13 protein-coding genes and 2 pseudogenes are annotated in these 15887 nt (G+C 70.4%); 10 read left to right on the top strand and 5 right to left on the bottom strand.

Annotated elements, in window-relative coordinates; all coding sequences use genetic code 11:
- Positions 1–6: 6 nt before the first annotated feature.
- On the bottom strand, positions 7–2076 hold the full coding sequence (locus tag ACZ7H1_RS21295; RefSeq protein ID WP_470788654.1) for a trypsin-like serine protease: 2070 nt from the start codon (positions 2074–2076) through the stop codon (positions 7–9).
- 323 nt (positions 2077–2399) lie between these two features.
- Between ACZ7H1_RS21295 and ACZ7H1_RS21300 the strand changes: the two genes are divergently transcribed.
- Positions 2400–6539 carry a polymorphic toxin type 27 domain-containing protein gene (locus ACZ7H1_RS21300; protein WP_470788655.1) on the top strand — a complete coding sequence of 1380 codons (4140 nt, stop codon included), beginning with the start codon at positions 2400–2402 and terminating at the stop codon, positions 6537–6539.
- A gap of 447 nt (positions 6540–6986) precedes the next feature.
- On the opposite strand, the gene ACZ7H1_RS21305 is transcribed toward ACZ7H1_RS21300, so the two are convergent.
- Positions 6987–7394 (bottom strand): DUF6193 family natural product biosynthesis protein, encoded by a 408-nt coding sequence (locus tag ACZ7H1_RS21305; RefSeq protein ID WP_470788656.1) that lies wholly within the window; start codon positions 7392–7394, stop codon positions 6987–6989.
- Positions 7395–7994: 600 nt separating this feature from the next.
- On the opposite strand from ACZ7H1_RS21305, the pseudogene ACZ7H1_RS21310 reads away from it, so the two are divergent.
- Positions 7995–8438 (top strand): annotated as a pseudogene (locus ACZ7H1_RS21310) (transposase); the annotation flags it as partial.
- Between the two features lie 138 nt (positions 8439–8576).
- Here the strand turns inward: ACZ7H1_RS21310 and ACZ7H1_RS21315 are convergent.
- Positions 8577–9521: an ATP-dependent DNA ligase gene (locus tag ACZ7H1_RS21315; protein WP_470788657.1), complete on the bottom strand. Its 945-nt coding sequence runs from the start codon at positions 9519–9521 to the stop codon at positions 8577–8579.
- 123 nt (positions 9522–9644) lie between these two features.
- Between ACZ7H1_RS21315 and ACZ7H1_RS21320 the strand changes: the two genes are divergently transcribed.
- From ACZ7H1_RS21320 to ACZ7H1_RS21355, 8 genes are all read left to right on the top strand, one after another.
- A complete protein-coding gene (locus ACZ7H1_RS21320) occupies positions 9645–9845 on the top strand; it encodes a hypothetical protein (RefSeq protein WP_470788658.1) in 201 nt (66 codons plus the stop codon).
- Between the two features lie 45 nt (positions 9846–9890).
- On the top strand, positions 9891–10220 hold the full coding sequence (locus tag ACZ7H1_RS21325) for a hypothetical protein (protein WP_470788660.1): 330 nt from the start codon (positions 9891–9893) through the stop codon (positions 10218–10220).
- A gap of 33 nt (positions 10221–10253) precedes the next feature.
- Positions 10254–10736, top strand: coding sequence for a hypothetical protein (locus tag ACZ7H1_RS21330; protein ID WP_470788661.1), 483 nt, complete (start codon positions 10254–10256; stop codon positions 10734–10736).
- On the top strand, positions 10685–11056 hold the full coding sequence (locus ACZ7H1_RS21335) for a RapZ C-terminal domain-containing protein (protein ID WP_470788676.1): 372 nt from the start codon (positions 10685–10687) through the stop codon (positions 11054–11056). The genes ACZ7H1_RS21330 and ACZ7H1_RS21335 overlap by 52 nt, the downstream gene beginning before the upstream one ends.
- 92 nt (positions 11057–11148) lie before the next feature.
- Positions 11149–12126 carry a DUF6551 family protein gene (locus tag ACZ7H1_RS21340; protein WP_470788663.1) on the top strand — a complete coding sequence of 326 codons (978 nt, stop codon included), beginning with the start codon at positions 11149–11151 and terminating at the stop codon, positions 12124–12126.
- A gap of 430 nt (positions 12127–12556) precedes the next feature.
- Complete coding sequence (locus tag ACZ7H1_RS21345) at positions 12557–13627, top strand: DUF6292 family protein (protein WP_470788665.1); 1071 nt, start codon at positions 12557–12559, stop codon at positions 13625–13627.
- Between the two features lie 9 nt (positions 13628–13636).
- Positions 13637–13768, top strand: a complete 132-nt coding sequence (locus ACZ7H1_RS21350; RefSeq protein WP_470788666.1) for a hypothetical protein — start codon at positions 13637–13639, stop codon at positions 13766–13768.
- Positions 13765–15051, top strand: coding sequence for a hypothetical protein (locus tag ACZ7H1_RS21355; RefSeq protein WP_470788668.1), 1287 nt, complete (start codon positions 13765–13767; stop codon positions 15049–15051). Before ACZ7H1_RS21350 ends, ACZ7H1_RS21355 begins: the two co-directional genes overlap by 4 nt.
- A gap of 54 nt (positions 15052–15105) precedes the next feature.
- On the opposite strand, the gene ACZ7H1_RS21360 is transcribed toward ACZ7H1_RS21355, so the two are convergent.
- Both ACZ7H1_RS21360 and ACZ7H1_RS21365 read right to left on the bottom strand, forming a co-directional pair.
- The gene (locus ACZ7H1_RS21360) at positions 15106–15690 is read right to left on the bottom strand and encodes a DinB/UmuC family translesion DNA polymerase (RefSeq protein ID WP_470788669.1); all 585 of its coding nucleotides are present in this window, start codon (positions 15688–15690) and stop codon (positions 15106–15108) included.
- A gap of 111 nt (positions 15691–15801) precedes the next feature.
- Positions 15802–15887, bottom strand: a pseudogene (locus ACZ7H1_RS21365) (IS5/IS1182 family transposase); the annotation flags it as partial.

The raw sequence follows: 15887 nt of genomic DNA on the forward strand, positions 1-15887 counted from the left end.
ACCAGGCTAGAGGGTGCCGGTGATGGAGATGGCGCCCAGGGTGCCGGTGATGCCCTGGAGGGTGACCGGGGTGGTCGTCCAGGTGCGGTCGGCGTGGCGGATGGTGTGGACCACGTTGTTGTCCGCAGTGACGGCGGTGAGCTGGAGCTCGCCGTCGACGTGGGCGGCCGACAGAGACTTGACGGTGACGTTGCCGAGGTAGCCGGTCAGCTCACCGAAGCCCTCCCAGCTGGCGCTGGCCTTGCGGACGGCGTGGTACTGGCGGGTGCCGTTGTCGGTGGCGACGACGACGTGGGCATCGCCTGAGATGCCGGCGATGGCGATGCCGGTGATCGGACCGGTGGGGCCGGCCGCCTGGGTGACATTGCCCCAGGTGGACCACTGGCCGGCAGTGTTGCGCAAGGTGTGGAAGGCCTTGCCGCCGCTCACGGTGACGACCTGGAGCGCTCCACCGACGCTGGCTGCGGCGGCGTGGGTGACGGTGGCGATGGGCCCGGCGGCGCCCGCGACGTCACCGAAGAGCTTCCACTGCCCGGCAGCGTTGCGCGTGGTGTGGAAGACCTTGCCGTTGGCGACGGCGACGACGTGGAGGTCGTTGCCGATGGAGACGGCCGAGACCTGGGTGAGGCTTCCCAGATGGCCGGCGACCGCGCCGACGTTGCCGAAGGGGGTCCAACTGCCGTCGGCCTTGCGGATGGTGTGCTGCAGGCTGCCGTCGTTCGCGATCGCCAGGACGTGGGTGTCGCTGTCGATGCCGGCAGCCGCGGCGGTGCGGATGCCGCCGATGCTGCCGGCTGCGGCCTCGGTCTGGACGTCGGCGAAGCCGGTCCAGGTGCCGTCGGCCAGGCGGATGCCCTGGTAGAGGGTGGAACCGTTCTGGATGACGGTTTCGGTCTTCCAGCCCGGGGACAGGGCACGCACACCCTGGATCCAGTAGTGGAGGTCATCGACACGGGTGCTGTAGGCGCCAGCGCGGGTCTCGGCGCTGTCGAGGCAACTGCCCTGCCAGGCGCGGCTGGTGATGGCGACGACCTCGGGGAGGTCGTTCACGTTGTTGACGGTGCGGTAGGCAGGTCCTCCGGCATCGCCCTTGCAGACGGTGGCGTCGGCGGGTGTCTGGGCAGCGATGTCGAGGCCGGTGGCGTCGACTGCACCGGCGGCGAAGCTGGAGATGTGTATCTTGCTGGGCGCCCACTCCGTCCTGCTGCGACCGAAGCCGGCAACCCGCAGTTCCTCGCCCTGCTCGGGAGCCCTGGTGGCGACGGCGATTGGGGTCACTCCGGTCGCAGGCGTGGCCAGCCGGGCCATGACCAGATCGCGGTCCGTACGCGGCACCAGGTCGACGATGTCGGTGGCGTGCCGGGGCGCGGTGGTGAGATCGGTGCGGCCGACGGTGACGGTGCTCTTCAGCTTGGGTGGCCCGGCAGCGACTGAGGCCCCGGGGACCTCGGCGAAGCAGCTCGTGGCGGTAACGAGCCAGTAGGGATCGATGAGCGTGCCGGAGCAGCTCCGGCCCTGCTCACCGATGGCGAGCTTGGCGGTGAAGCCGGCACCGAAGTCGACGGTGGTCGTGGGGGCGCTGGTTCCGGTGACGCGCAGTTCGAGCAGTGCGGACTTGGAACCAATGGCGGCTCCCTCACCCACGCCGACCGCTGTGTCACGTGGGACGTTGACGGTCTGGCTCTCGCCGTCGGTCGTGAGGCTGGCTCGCAGGTCCCGGCCGTGGGTCTCGATGCGGAACGTGTCGGGGATGGAGAGGGTCAGGAAGCCGGTGCCGCCGGGTGCGGAGAAGCAGATACGGCGCAGGGGGAGCGTGACGGGACGGGCCCAGACGGCGATCTGGTGCGGTGCATCGCAGGGGGAGTGCGTTATGCCCCCGTCGCCGCTGACCAGCTTGGCTCCGGTGGCGGCCAGTACGGCTTCGGCGCCCGGGTAGGCGCCGTCCTCGACCGCGTACGGCGCACCGGCATTGGCTGCGGGTTCGGGAGCGGCGGTTGCGAGCGGAGCCGCGGTACCGAGGACCGCGGCGGCCACGGTCAACGCCGCGGGCAGCCGTCGTCGTATGCGCAAAGCCATGAGATCACTTTCGTATGAATGGGAATGAAAAACGCCCGCCCGAGCTGGCGGGGGTGAATCGGGCACCGCATGAAGGGGAAACCGGACATGCTTCAAGCGGGTTGGCGATCATGGGAATAGTAGTGGCCAGGCCGCTCTGCAGACCGGGTGCTGGCATTTCTGGTTGAATCTGACTGAATGTCGTTTGTGATGCACAATGGTCAGATTCACTCCTGTTGGCTGGCATCTCAGGGGGCGGACCCGCGGGGGATCGGACGTTGATCTTCTTCGCTAGGCTCGCCTTCGCTTCGAATCGGCGAAGTGGCTTAGCAGGAGGAATTTCGTTGCGCTCTGACATATCGTTGGTCGCTCGGCCCGGAGGGAGGTTCGGCGGCGCACGAGCGCTCAGCGCGGGGCTGCTCCCGCTGGCGTTGCTTGCCGGACTGGTGGCGGCCCCACCGGCCGCGGCCGAAGACCCACCGCTCAGCGTTCTGGGGGACACCGAACGCGGGAGGGTCGTCGAAGCGTGGAAGGCCGGCGGACCGGCCGTAAAGGCTGCGGCCGAGCGGGCCTTGATCTCCTCCTCGGACCAAAGCGCGCGCCAGTTCCTCGACACCGAGCGTGCCGCGGCAGAGCACCTGGACGACAAGGAGGCGGCACTACAGATCGTCGCCCAGGCCGGACGGGGACTTCGGGAGGCCGCGGAACGGGCCATCGCTGGAACTCCGCAGGAGCTCGATGCCTTCCTCAAAGACGGCTGGCGGGTCCCGCTCGAGCAGGACCAGGTTGTAGAGGCCGCTCGCATCACCAACGTCGGTGGCCGCGGGGTGAAGGCTGCCGGTGACGCTGCTCTCAACGGGTCGGTCGAAGAGGTGCAGGAGTTTTTGCGCCGGACCCAGTTCGAGCAGCGTGACACCGATGACCTCGTCCGAGTGACGCAGATCGAGAGCGCCGGGGGACCCAACACCAAGCGTGCTGCGGCCATCGCGATGAACGGCACGCCGGAAGACATCCGCGAGTTTCTGACGTTCGGTCAGCACGTCACCCGTGCCCAGGACCAGGAGACCGCCAGCGTCAGCCAGCTCGCCGAGCAGGCGAAGGCGGCGGGCGAGCGCGCGGAGCAGGAGGCAGTCGCTTCCAAGGACGCCAGCGACCAGGCGCTCTCCGCGGCCCGGCTGGCCAGGCAGGCCGCGATTCAGGCTGCCAGGGAGACCAAGCTCGCGATCGAGGACGCCGCTCGCGCCGGTGACGCTGCACGCCGCGCGGCAGAGGCCACCCGCCGAGCCGCCGACGCCGCGCAGGCGGCGATCACCGCCGCCCGCGCCGCCAGCTCCGCGGCCCGGCTTGCGGCGTCCGCCGCCACCGAGGCCGCCAATGCCGCGGCGGGCGCAGCCCGCGCTGCCTCACGGGCGTTGGACGCCGCCGCGGCCCAGAAGGTCGACGAAGCCACCATCCACGAGGCCCGCCTCGCCGCCGACAAGTCCGACATGGCAGCCACGTGGGCCGACCGGGCTGCCAAGGCAGCCGACGCCGTCACGATGATGTCCGTAGCGGTGACCGAGGTCACCGGCAACGTGAACGACGCGATCAACGCCGCGAACGACGCCGACCAGGACGCGGCTCGGGCCGGCGCGGCATCCGGGCAGTCCTCCGCGGCCGCAGCAGCGGCACGCCGCTACCTGGCGGAGGCCACCCGGGCCGCCCAGGCTGCGTCGGCACTCGCCCGAGAGGCCGCCAAAGCCGCACGGGAGGCACGCGACGCCGCGCGTTCCTCCGCCACCCATGCCCGCAACGCGGCAGCGGCCGCGCAAGAGGCAGCCGCCCACGCCGTCACCGGCGCCGCAGCCACCGAGCGGGCCCGGGTGCACTCCGTAGCAGCCCGGACGGCCGCGACCGCCGCCTCCAATGCGGCGGATCAGGCCAAGTTGGTCTACGACATCGCCCGTAAGGCCGAGGACGAGGAACTCGCCGCCCGCACCGCTGCCGGCCGTAACCAGGCCAACGACCAGAGCGCCGCTCACCAGGCGGCCCAGGCCGAGGTCGCCAAGGCACAGGCGGACACGAAGAAGCTGTACGACGACTTCGTCACTCTGGCCGAGCGGGCCGGCCGGCCCGGGGCGGACCTGTCGCAGGTAGTGGCCGACGGCCGCCAGATGGCTGTCGCCGCCATGAAACTCGGTGGTTCGTGGAGCCGCACCGCTGCTGAGTGGGCGCTGGCGGGCAGCGACAGCGAAGTCGCCGAGTACGCGCGTACCGGCTGGCGGAGCGCCCAGTTCCAGGACGAGACCGAGCAGGTGCAGGCCCTTGCGGTGAAGTCACCGTACGAGCCCGTGCGAACTGCTGCCTGGGAGGCGCTCAAGGGCAACGCCGACCAGGTGCACGCCTTCCTCGAGACCGGCCAGCATCAGGCGGCGTTCACCGATTACCAGGTCGAGGTGACCCGGATCAGCCAGGCCGGTGACACCGGGGTCAAGCAGGCTGGCGACACTGCGCTCAAGGCCGGTACCGCGAAGGCGCTGGTCGACTTCATCACCGTCACCCAGTATGAGGCCAGGGAAACGGACGACCGCGCCCGCGCGGCCAGACTCGCCCAGACCGGCGGCCCTGAGGTGAAGGCAGCGGCCGAAGCCGCCATCCTGAGCCCTCCCGGCGTCCTGCGCTCGTTCCTCCAGACCGGCCAATATCGGGCCCAGCGCATGGACCACCTGGCCGAGACCCATCGTAGCCAAGTCCAGCAAATGATCGCCGAGGCCGCGGTGGTCGCGGACAGGGCGAAGCAGAACGCAGCCCTGGCAGAGGAGGCCTACGCTCTCGCCCGCAATGCCACCCTTGACGCCCAGGCCTTTGCCGAGGAGGCCCGAAAGGACGCCGAACGGGCCGCCGACGCCGCGCGGCAGGCGCAAGACTGGGCCACTCAAGCTAAGCAGTCGGCGGCCAAGGCCGCAGAGTCCGCGAGGACCGCGGAACAGGCCCGCCAGCGTGCGCAGGCCAGTGCCAACGACGCCACCCAGTCAGCGGTATGGGCCCGGGCGAGCGCGGTCTCTGCCGCCGGGAGTGCCGCACAGGCCTACGCCGCCGCGACGACGGCGCGGGAGTCCGCGGAGCGGTCGGGCCAGGACGCCACCGTTGTCGTCAACGTCTTCAACGAGGCGCTCGAAAAGGCCAAAACGGAAGAGGCAAACCGCCAGCGGACCCAGCGCTACCTGGCGGCGCTGAACGAGCACATGTACCAGAGCCTGCCGCCGTTGGCCAAGGGTGCGGTCATCTTCGCCAACCTGCCGCTGCAGGAAAAGTTGCGCGTCGCCGTAGAACTCGCGCACTTGGGTGCCGACTTGTACGGCGCGCTGCCGATTGTCGGCATCCCGGTCAGCCTGGCCAACTGCGGCTCGTACGTCCTGGAAGCCAAGATCTTCGACGATCCGGGGAAGTACAAGGACGCCGCCTGGTCCTGCGCCCTGACGATCCCGATCGGTGGCTGGGCCGCGCTCGGCGCCAAGCTCGAGAAATGGGGCTTCAAGGCCGAGAAGCTCAGGGGCGCCCTGCAGAATCTCTGGAACAAGGTCGACGGCCTCTCACTGCCGCCCTGCCCGACGAAGCGCCACAGCTTCCCCGCCGGCACGCCGGTCCTGATGCGTGACGGTTCGACCCGGCCCATTGAGGACGTGCGAGTCGGTGATCAGGTGGTGTCCACCAACCCGGACACCGGCGTCACGGCCCCCCAGCGTGTCGAAGCGACCATCCGTACTCCCGACGACCGCGACTTCACCGAGCTCGGCGTCCCGGCTGCGGACGGCACCGCCCGTACCGTCGTCGCCACCGACCACCACCCGTTCTGGGCGGAGAACTCCCGTACGTGGCGGGACGCGGGCGACCTGACCACGCAGGACACCCTCCGTACCCCCGATGGCCGGTCGGTGCCGATCGTCTCGGTCACCCACCGGAGGTCCCCGCAGCCTGCGTACGACCTCACGATCGACAGCGTCCACTCGTACTACGTCCTCGCCGGCAGCATTCCGCTGCTGGTCCACAACGCGGACTCGCTTTGCACCACCGGCGAACTCATCGTGCTTGGCATCAACCCGTACTCGGACGAGCTCGCCGATGCCATCAAAGGCCGGACCTTCAATAACCAGGGATACGGCGATCCCTATCCCAACGGGGACGGTCGTCCGATCTGGATGGTCGGGGTCGCCGAGGCCGTTGCGAATCCGAAGATTCGGCTTTCGGTAACCCTCGACGGCGTCAAAGGAGCGACAAGCCCTGATCAGGCCCTGAAACTACTCGTCGAACGTGGCATTCCCCTGTTGGGCCCCAAGTGGAAACCCGCCACCGAGTCAGGAAACGGAACTGCCTGGGAAATGGCGTTGCTCCGCCTTCAGATCGTTCTGGAAAAGCGCACCTGGGAGTCGGTGGACTGGTATTGGGGCGGGAAGAACGTTACCAGCAAGATGACAAAGCCCGACTGGGCCTACCCGATCGACTGACCGTACGGAGTCATCTCTGACCGGTAGCACCGAGACTTCGGGCGCTCCCACGACAACACCTCGTGGGAGCGCCCGTCCGTCCTTCGGCCTCACCGAACTGACCTCAGCTCGATCCGCAGCCTGCCGTTTCCAGCAGACCTGCGCTGTGCAATCGGATGGGGCCAACAGGCCGACCTCGGACACCTCCCAAGGACGGCGGCGGTCCTCAGCCGGAGGCGGCCGAGATGCGCTTGTAGTCCACCGACAGTCCCAGTCCCGGCACCACACCGCAACGCGCCCTCGACTTCATGGCATCCGGGAGTGCCGGCTGCACGGTCTTATCCAGCCAGGTCCGGGGTGGCTTTGTGTTGCCACCGTTGCAGCTGTGCCGCCGTCCGTGCCACTTCGACCCACCGGCGGGCGCTCACCCACTCCTGCCAATTCTGCGCGCGCTTGGCCTGGCCGGCGTCAAAGCTCCTCGGGGGGGCCGTCGATCGCGGGAAGGATCCCTTCCGGGAGTTCCGCCCGGACCAGCCGCACGGCCTCCTGCGGTGTCCGCACGTCGCCGACTTCCGCATCATCCTCGGCGTACAGACGGAGAACGCGAAATCGGCCCGCGCCGGCTGGAAAGATGGAGGGCAGGTCCTTCGACCACGGAAACTCCGTGCACCGGCTGAACTGCAGGGATCCATGGCTCACCAGAGGGAAAAGAGTCCTGAGAACCGGGTCCGCAAAGGCTGCCTCGACCAGATTTTTGTCGATCAGGTCGTCGCTCATCTCGCGTACCGCAGCCCACTTCTCAACCACCGCCCCGCTCACGTGGGAAAGGGCACGTTCGTTCGGCTCGCGTGATGGGGATTCATCGGAACGGGTCATGGACGGCAAGCCTACCCGTTCACGTACACGTCAACTTGCCCACCGCCGCCGGCCTGCTCGGCAGCATCCTTCGCACGATAGTACGGATCTCGCGCCGATCGCCTTACGCCAGAGGACGACGGAGGAGTCCGAGGAGACGACCCTAGCCGAGCTCACGGACCTCGATCACCTCGTCCTGATGCCACACCCGGACAAGCCCGAGGCAGGAGCAGGGGCATGGACCAGCGGCGCATGCCGTCACCGTGCCCTACCTGCGGCGGGGGCCGCTCGGGACAGCGCCGTCGTGCCCCTCGGACGGATGACGTGCGCCAGCCTCGGCTGCACACGTGTCCACCCGGCCTGGCCGATCCTGGAAGAGGGCGCAGAGCGCGAGGGAGGTCCTGGGGTGACGCTGTACCCGCCGGTGGAACCGATGCTCGCGCAGGCCGCAGATACGCTGCCGGGCCCCGGCATGATGAAAGGCGGGGCTGCTTTTGAGCAGAAGTTCGACGGGCACCGGATGCTCGTCTTCACTCCCGCCGGATCGGGTGGCAGGGTGCTGCTCCAGACCCGCCGCGGCTCCCTGGTCCAAGACCGATTCCCCGACCTCGTCGTTGCTGCCGAGCAATCGTCACCGACACGCTCGGACTCCTCCTTGCCGTGCTGGTCACCGCGGCGAGCGTGCAGGACTCCATCGCCGGAACCACGCTCCTGGACCAGGTTGCCGCCCACCACCCAGGCATTCGCAAAGTGTGGGTCGACGGAGGCTACCGCCAGCACCTCGTCGAGCATGCTGCCGCCCTGGGCATCGACATGGAAATCACCGCCCGAAAGCCCGGGACCAGAGGCTTCACCCCGATCCCGAAGCGGTGGGCGGTCGAGCGGACCTACGGCTGGCTCATGCTCCACCGCCGCCTGGCCCGCGACTACGAAACCCTGCCCACACGCTCCGAAGCCCTGATCAACCTTGCCATGACCGACCTCATGGCCCGCCGCCTCACCGGCGAGAACACCATCTCCTGGCGCGACCCGAAGAAGACCACCAAACACCCCATCCCGGGATGAAACATCGGACGAAAACGACCTCTTAGGGCCCGCGGATAGCGATGGAGATCCCGCCACGATGCCCGGAGGCAGCCCCGAGCCTCCGGGCATCGTGACGCCCAGGGGCCGGCGGGCCGTCGCCTCGGCGCGCAGCGCGGTTCACGGTGCGTGTGGAAGGTGGTCAGGCGTCATGTCGCCGCGGACCCGCAGCACCCGCGGCCGATGACGGAACCGGCCGAACTCCAGCGGACGCTTCTGGTCGGCCTCGATCTCGACGACCACGTTCGCTACGACGGGCCGGTAGCGGACAGGGTCAGCGCCCGGCAGGCCGCCCACCGTCCCGGGCAACTCGGCCTGGTCCTCGCCGACGGGCCGGAGCAGAGGCACCAACTCGCGGCGGACAGCCTGGGCGAGCGGCAGGCTGACGCCCACGGCCCGCATCCGGCCGTCCCCGCGGGGGAGACCCAGGACCAGGCACTGGGTGCCCGGGGTCCGCCCACTGACACCCATCACCGCCGCCTCGCTGGTGTGCATGCGCCGCCACTTCAGCCACCCCGACCCGCGGCCCGCCACGTAGGGCAGGTTCGGCTTCAAGACCAGCCCCTCGACGCCGTTCAGGCCTCCCACCCACTCCAGGGCGGCGTCCAGGTCACCGGTCGCGGGGACCGGCCGGATGGCGAGAAGTCTGTCTGCCAGCAGCTCGCGCATCTTCATGCGCCGCTGCTCGTACGGGCGCGGCCGCCAGTCCTCCTCGCCCAGCCCGAGAAGGTCGAAGACGGCGAGGTGGACGGCGAAGTCCTCACCGCGCTGCGGACCACGCCCGGAGCGGGACTGCAGCCGCGCGAAGGCTACGCTCCCGCTCTCCGGAACCGCCACGAGCTCCCCGTCCAGAACGCACTCCGGCAGGGCACGGGATGCGTCGGCCACGTCCGCGAACTGGGCCGTCAGGTCTGTACCGTGTCGGCTCCACAGGCGCCCGGCGCCGGTCAGGAGCTGGCACCGCCACCCATCGAACTTCGGTTCGAAATTCAGTCCCAAGCCGAGGCGTACGTCCTCAACGGGGCGGCACAGGGCCAGCGGGGCCGGAAGTGCGAGGCGAGTCATGGGCTAGCCATATCCCGCGTCCTGGCCGCAGCGTGCGAGCCGCGCAGGCGGATCGGGAAACGCCGCACCCTCGGTACCGGCTGGGCAAGCAAGGCGTGGCCGGGCGCGCGTCCGGCCCTCGGTGTGAACGGCATCGCCCTGACCGGCGACGCCCCCGCCGACCCGGACCAGGGCGCCACCTGGACCGAGGTCACCAAGACCACCACGAACATGGTCAACGACCTGTGGCCCGCGATCACCGCCCTCGCCGAGGCCTTGCCCCAGGCCCCCGGCCTCGCACTCACCGGCGACGCCGCAGCCGCCATCACCATCCCCCACCTGTAACCGACTCCCACGCCGACCAGCCCGGCCACGACCAGGAGGAACACCATGGACAGCTCCAAGGACATCGCCCGGATCACCGCCATCGAGACGCCGGCCGTCCGCGCCGACACCTCCGAGCTCGCCGCCCTCGCCCCGGCCGCCGCGCTGCGTCTCCTCGCCGACGCCATCAAGCGCGGCGCCGACTACGAGAGCATCGTCGACGCCCTCAAGGCCGCCCAGCTCCACGAGGCCTTCGCCGGGGTCCTCGACGCTGCGAGCGAGGCGGTGATGGACCAGCTCGACGACAACGACCCGTACGACTTCGACATCCGCCTGGAGGGCGACAACCTCTCCGGCGCCGCCAGCGAAATCCGCAACGCCTTCCGCTGGCAGTAGCACCACCCTCACCGCCAACCAGGAAGGACAGCGATGACTCCCCGTCTCACCCCCAAGCGCCTCAAGGCCCTCCAGAACGCCGTCGCCCACCCGAAGGGCAACATCGGCTCCCTGATCGAGACCGCGGACGCGGGGAAGAAGATCTGGCTCACGGCTGCCGACGAGATCGCGCTGGAGGAACTCGGCTACGCCGACAGCATCGACGCCTGCGGCCACACCCAGGGCAGCCCGGACCCCGACAACGTCCACCGCGGGCACCCGCACTTCTTCGCCATCACCGACGCCGGCCGCCAGGCCGTCACCGACGCCGCTCGCATCCCGCCGATTCGGGCACGGGGCAACCCCTCCCGCCGACCCAAGACGACCGACAAGGTGGAGAACATTACCGAGCGCACCGGCACCATCGAGTTCGTCTCCTTCGGCTACCTGCACGGCGCCCCGACGACGCGCACCTCACCATCGACCTGCGCCACCACTTCCGCGACCCGCACGTCAGCCCCGAGCTCCGCTACATGACCGCGCACGACGCCCCCGTCCGCGCCGCCGTCATGACCACCCCCGGCATCAAGGAGCTCGTCACCGCGACCGTGATGCAGATCGAAGCGTTCCTCGCCGGTCCCTCCGCCTCTGGCCGCCTCGTCCGCGTCGCCGCGGGATGCGCCGGCGGACGTCACCGCGCCGGCGCGGTCGCCCTCGCCCTCCAGGCCGCCCTCTCCGGCGACCAGAAGGCCGCCGCCGAGCTCGGCATCGCCGACCTCGCCCAGCCGTACGCCGACCGGCACCTGGACGTCAGCCTCGTCCACCGCGACCTCGACAAGCCCGTCGTCGAACGCTGACCCACCTGCGGTGGCGGGCGCGAGAAATTCCCGCGCGCGAGGAATCTCTATGGTTGACTGGGCGTCACCTACGCTCAATCCAGGGGGGATTTATGGTAGTTGCACGCAAGAAGGCCGCCGTCCCGGCGCAGGCCAGAACGACCCGGACCGTCCAGAAGACCTACGCGGCCATCCGCGTCGGGGACCTGCACGTCGATCAGGACCTCGACTCTGCCGCCCTGTACGGCACCTCCACCGGAGAGGACGCCGGTCCCGCCGCGCAGCGCAAGAAGGACGCGGTCTGGACGGCCCGGCTCACGAAGATGTGGGACCCCTTCGCACTGCTTCCGGCGATTGTCTCCCTGCGGGACGACGGCCGGTACTATCTCCTCGACGGCCAGCACTCCACAGAGGTGGCCATCGAGAAGGAGGGGGCGGACTTCCTCAGGGACTGCATGGTCTACGAGGGACTCACCGCCGAGCAGGAGGCGAAACTGTTCCTCGCGGCGAACCGCGACCGCAAGGCAGTAAAGCCGTTCGACATCTTCCGCGTCTCGATTACCGCCGGCGACCCTCGCAACACCCGGATCCTGAACGAGGTCGAGAGCCTCGGCCTCGGCATCTCCGGCAGCACCTCGGCCAACAAGATCGGCGCGGTACAGGCGCTCACCGCCATCGCCGTGATGGACGAGAAGCACGCCAAACGCCACGAGGGCGGGAGCGTCTACCCTCTCATCCTCCCCGAGGGGCGCACCCCGCTGATCCCCAAGGTGCTGAGGGTCGTCGAAGATGCGTGGGGCCGCAACACTTCGACGTGGGAGGGGATCATGTTGCGCGCCGTCGGGATGGTCCTCGACCGCAACCCCGACGCCCGGCTCGACCGCCTCAGCTCGAAACTCGCCGGTCGCTCCAAGCGCAAGGTGAAGACGGTGGCGCAGTGGAAGGAATCGTCCATCGCGAACACAGTTGGCGGCGGCGGTTCCTCTTCCCGTTCCGCCCCGCTCGCGAAGCTCATCGTCGCCGAATACAACGACGGTCTCTCCGACCCCGCTGAGTTCCTGGTTGTGCCCGGGCGGCCCGACAAGGACTGAGCCACGAGCACCGGGCCCCGCGCGTGGCGCGGGGCCCTTCGTGACCCCGGAGGGTGGCCCCGCGCAGGGAGAGCCGGCGCCGCGAATCCCGGGACACCGAGCCGGCGGATATCCCATGGAGCCGGGCTCGTCCAGAAGCCCGCACAGCCTGGGTGCGGCGCGGTCAATCCGCTTCGACGTACGCGACCAGGATCAGGGTGCCCAAGGCGGTGGGCACGTACAGGATCCGGACGCCGCTCGCACGCCGGCGCCGACAGCGCCTTCGCCTACCTCCACCCGCTCATCGAGGCGGCCGCCCGCCCCTGCGACGGATGCGGTGCCGAGGCCTTCAAGCCGTGCAACCCGAACTGCCTGCCCGACCCCTCGACCGACTAACACCCCCGCCGGCGGGGCGCCCCGCGCGCCCCGCACCGTGACGAAGGAGAAGAACGTGATCCGCGCCGGACGCCTGCAGCACGTCCAGACCATGTCCGACCTGGCCGACGCCCTCGGCAAGAAGCTCACCACGATCCGAAACCAGAAGCCCTACGCCGCCGAAGGCCACCCGGTGCCGATCAGCTCGCCCGACGCCCGCAACCAGCTGTGGGACTCGGAGCAGACCAAGGCCTACTACGTCGGCGAGCCCATCCCCGAGCTGCCCCAGGTCGACGACGACGAGGACCTCCTCGACCGCCACGAGGCCGCCGAGGTGCTCGGCATCGAACCCGTCACCTGGAACACGTACAAGAAGGACCCGGCCCTGGCCGCCGGCATGGTCCTCGTGCCCGCCGGCCCCAAGGGCACCGAGCACTGGCCCCGCCGCCTGGTCCTCGCCTACAAGGACAGCCGGCCCGGCCGCGGCGCCGGCGGCGGCCGCCGCGAGGGCAGCGGCGACATGATCCCCCGCGACCAGATCTTGCCGCGGATCGCCGAGCTCCTGGACGCCGACCCCGCCGTCACCGTCGAGACCGTCTCCGACACCCTCGGCATCACCAAGTTCCCCACCGCCCAGTCCGGCCTGGCCACCCTGCGCGGCCGGCGCATCGCCGACCTCGTCGAGCAGCAGCCCAGCCTCGACCTGAAGGGCGCCGCTCTCCAGCTGGGCTACCCCGCCATCACCCACCGCGCCGCCGTCACGTTCGCCGAGCGCGAGCTCCACGCCCGCGGAGCCCAGCCCTACCTGCAGCACACCGCCGACGTCCTGGCCGCGGCCGGCATCGCCCAGCAGGCCCAGGTCGAGATGCGCCAGCTCGACGGAGGCGCCGTGGCCGCCACCGTGATGCTCGACACCGACCAGCCGGCCGCCGCGGTGTGGGACTCCCGCTACGGATGGCGGACCGCGACCAGCCGCCGGCACCCCATCGGCAAGGACACCGACACCGCACCCGAAGGCGAAGGGATCCGCTACCTGGGCAGCGGACTGCGGCCCGAGCCCGAGGAGCTCCTCGCCGCACTGCGCGACGGCCGCAAGGGCACCAAGCGCCCCAAGGCCGGCACGGACGAGCCCAACAGCGAGGGCTGAGGAAAGGCCATGCCGCACGAAGAGGAACCCGAGCCGGTCGCCCGCGCTCAGTACGTGCTCTACGCCGACCCGCAGCTGCTGCGCATCGCGGCGGATAACCTCACGACGACGGACGCCGACCTGGAGGGGGATGGCAGATGAGCCGGAGCTGGGAACGAGCAATCGCCGAGCTGCTCGCACAGGGCCTCGCGGCCCGGGCCTCGGCCGACCGGGTTCAGGAGACCGGGGCCGACCTACGGCAGCGGACCACGGCGGTCGCGGTCCACTACGCGGCCGAGACCGACTACGTGCGCAGCGCCCTCGCACTGCTGCGCGCGCACCTCGCCGACGGGCAGCCTCCGCGACGACTGCCCGCTGCCCGGGTATGGCCGCGGTCCGTCCGCGACCTGTGGAAGGACCGGGTCCTGGGGCGGACCGGCGGCCTGTGGCAGGCGGTTCCGGGAGCCGCAGTGGCCGACCAGATGCGCAGCGCCCCGGCCTCGCCGTTGCTGGACGCGGTGATCGAGCAGGCCGAGGCGCTCCAGGCCAGCCTTCACGGTCACCGCCGGCACCCCAGGATGTACGAGAAGTACTTCCCCGAGCGCGACGGCGGTGTGCGCCTGGACGGGCGTGGCCGCCCGGCCCCCACCGTGCCCGGCTTCCCCGATCCCGGACATCCGGTGAACCTCACCTTCGCCGGCGGCACCGGGCTGCGCATCCAGCCGGTCCGCGCCGAGGAGGCCGACCGGCTGAAGGACGACGAGTTCGCGGTGCACCGCCGCGCCCTCGCCTTCGGCGACGCGGTCCTGGACCTGCTCGTCGAGGCCCGCCTCGACGGCGCCCGCCCGCTGGCCGGACGACTGCGCGGCGCGGGACAGTGGGTCGGCCGCGAGGACGACCTGGTCCCGACCCGTACGAAGTGGCCGGCCAAGCTGGGCGGCTTCCAGGCGGTGACCCTGACCGGTCTGGGCCTGCTGGTGCTGGCCTGCGCGGCCCTTCCGCTGACCTTCGGCAACCGGGCCGACCTCCTCTCCCACTACACCCTGCTGCTCGCGGCGTCCGGGGCCATCGCGCTCGCGGGGACCGCGATCGTCCACCGGACCGGGCCCCGGCTCATCCAGGCTCCCGGCTTCAAGGCCGCGGCCCCCGGCATCGCCGCCGGACTCCTCGCGATCGTGGTGTGGCAGGGCCAAGGCCCGGTGGCTGAGCACTTCTTCGCCGGCCCGTACGAGCGCTTCGAGCGCGAACTCGGTGACGGATGTCTGTCCGTCAGCCCCTACCGCAGCGGCGCGGTACAGACCCGCGTCGACGACGGTGTCCTCTTCGTCACCCCGACCAGCCGGGGAACGACCCTGCGTCTGGGGCCGGCTGAGGACGGCAGCACCCACCCTCTCCGCCCGGTGGACGCCGCGACGCGCAAGGTCCTCGACGACTTCGGGTGCTGACCGACCGCTCGGGGCGGGGCCCGGCCGGACCGTCGGCCGCCCGCCCCGAAGGCGTCAGCCAGCCTGCCGGTAGCTGGCCGCCGGCCCCACGGTGCCGGAGCCGAACCGGGCATTGAGCAGGTCGACGGCCTTCTCCGCCCGCAGTCTGCGCTCGCGACCTTGGTCGAAGGACAGCTGCTCGGCGACAGCGGCCGCGTCGACCAGCTGCTCGCAGCGCAGCGCGAGGCCGCGGACCCGTGCCCGCTGGAAGCCCAGCGCTCGGAACATCTCGTACGCGGTGTCGCGGAGGTCCTCGGCGTGCGCGCTCGGGCCGCCGGGCAGCTGGCGGCTTCGGTGGACCTGGGACCGGTCGGCCAGGGTGACGGTCATCGTGATCGTCCTCGCCGCCTGGCGCCGGGTCCGCAGCCGGTCGCCGAGCTCGACCGCCAGCGACAGCAGCGCGGCGCGGACCTCCTCGGGGGAGAGTGTGTCGAGGGTGAACCGGCGCTGCGCGGCCGTGCTGTGCGGGAGCTCCGTCGGGACCACCACACGGCGGTCGATGCCGCGGGCCACCTCGCGCAGCTGCTGGCCCGCCCGCCCACCGAGGACCCGCTGCACGGTCGCCTCCGGCAGCTGCGCCAGCAGACCGATCGTGTGCACCCCGAACTGGACCAGGCGCTGCTCCCGGGTGCGTTCTCTGAACTAAGGGCTGTCCCGTAAATGATCTTCTCGCCGCCTCGGGCATGACGAACCGTCGTGCGACCCGCTTGCCTATCCGGTGAGGGCGAGGTTGTGCATCCGGGCGATGCCGAGCATGGCGTGGTGGACGCCGTCGCCTTTGAGGCGGCAGTCGCGGA

The organism is Streptomyces sp. NPDC037401 (assembly GCF_055602345.1).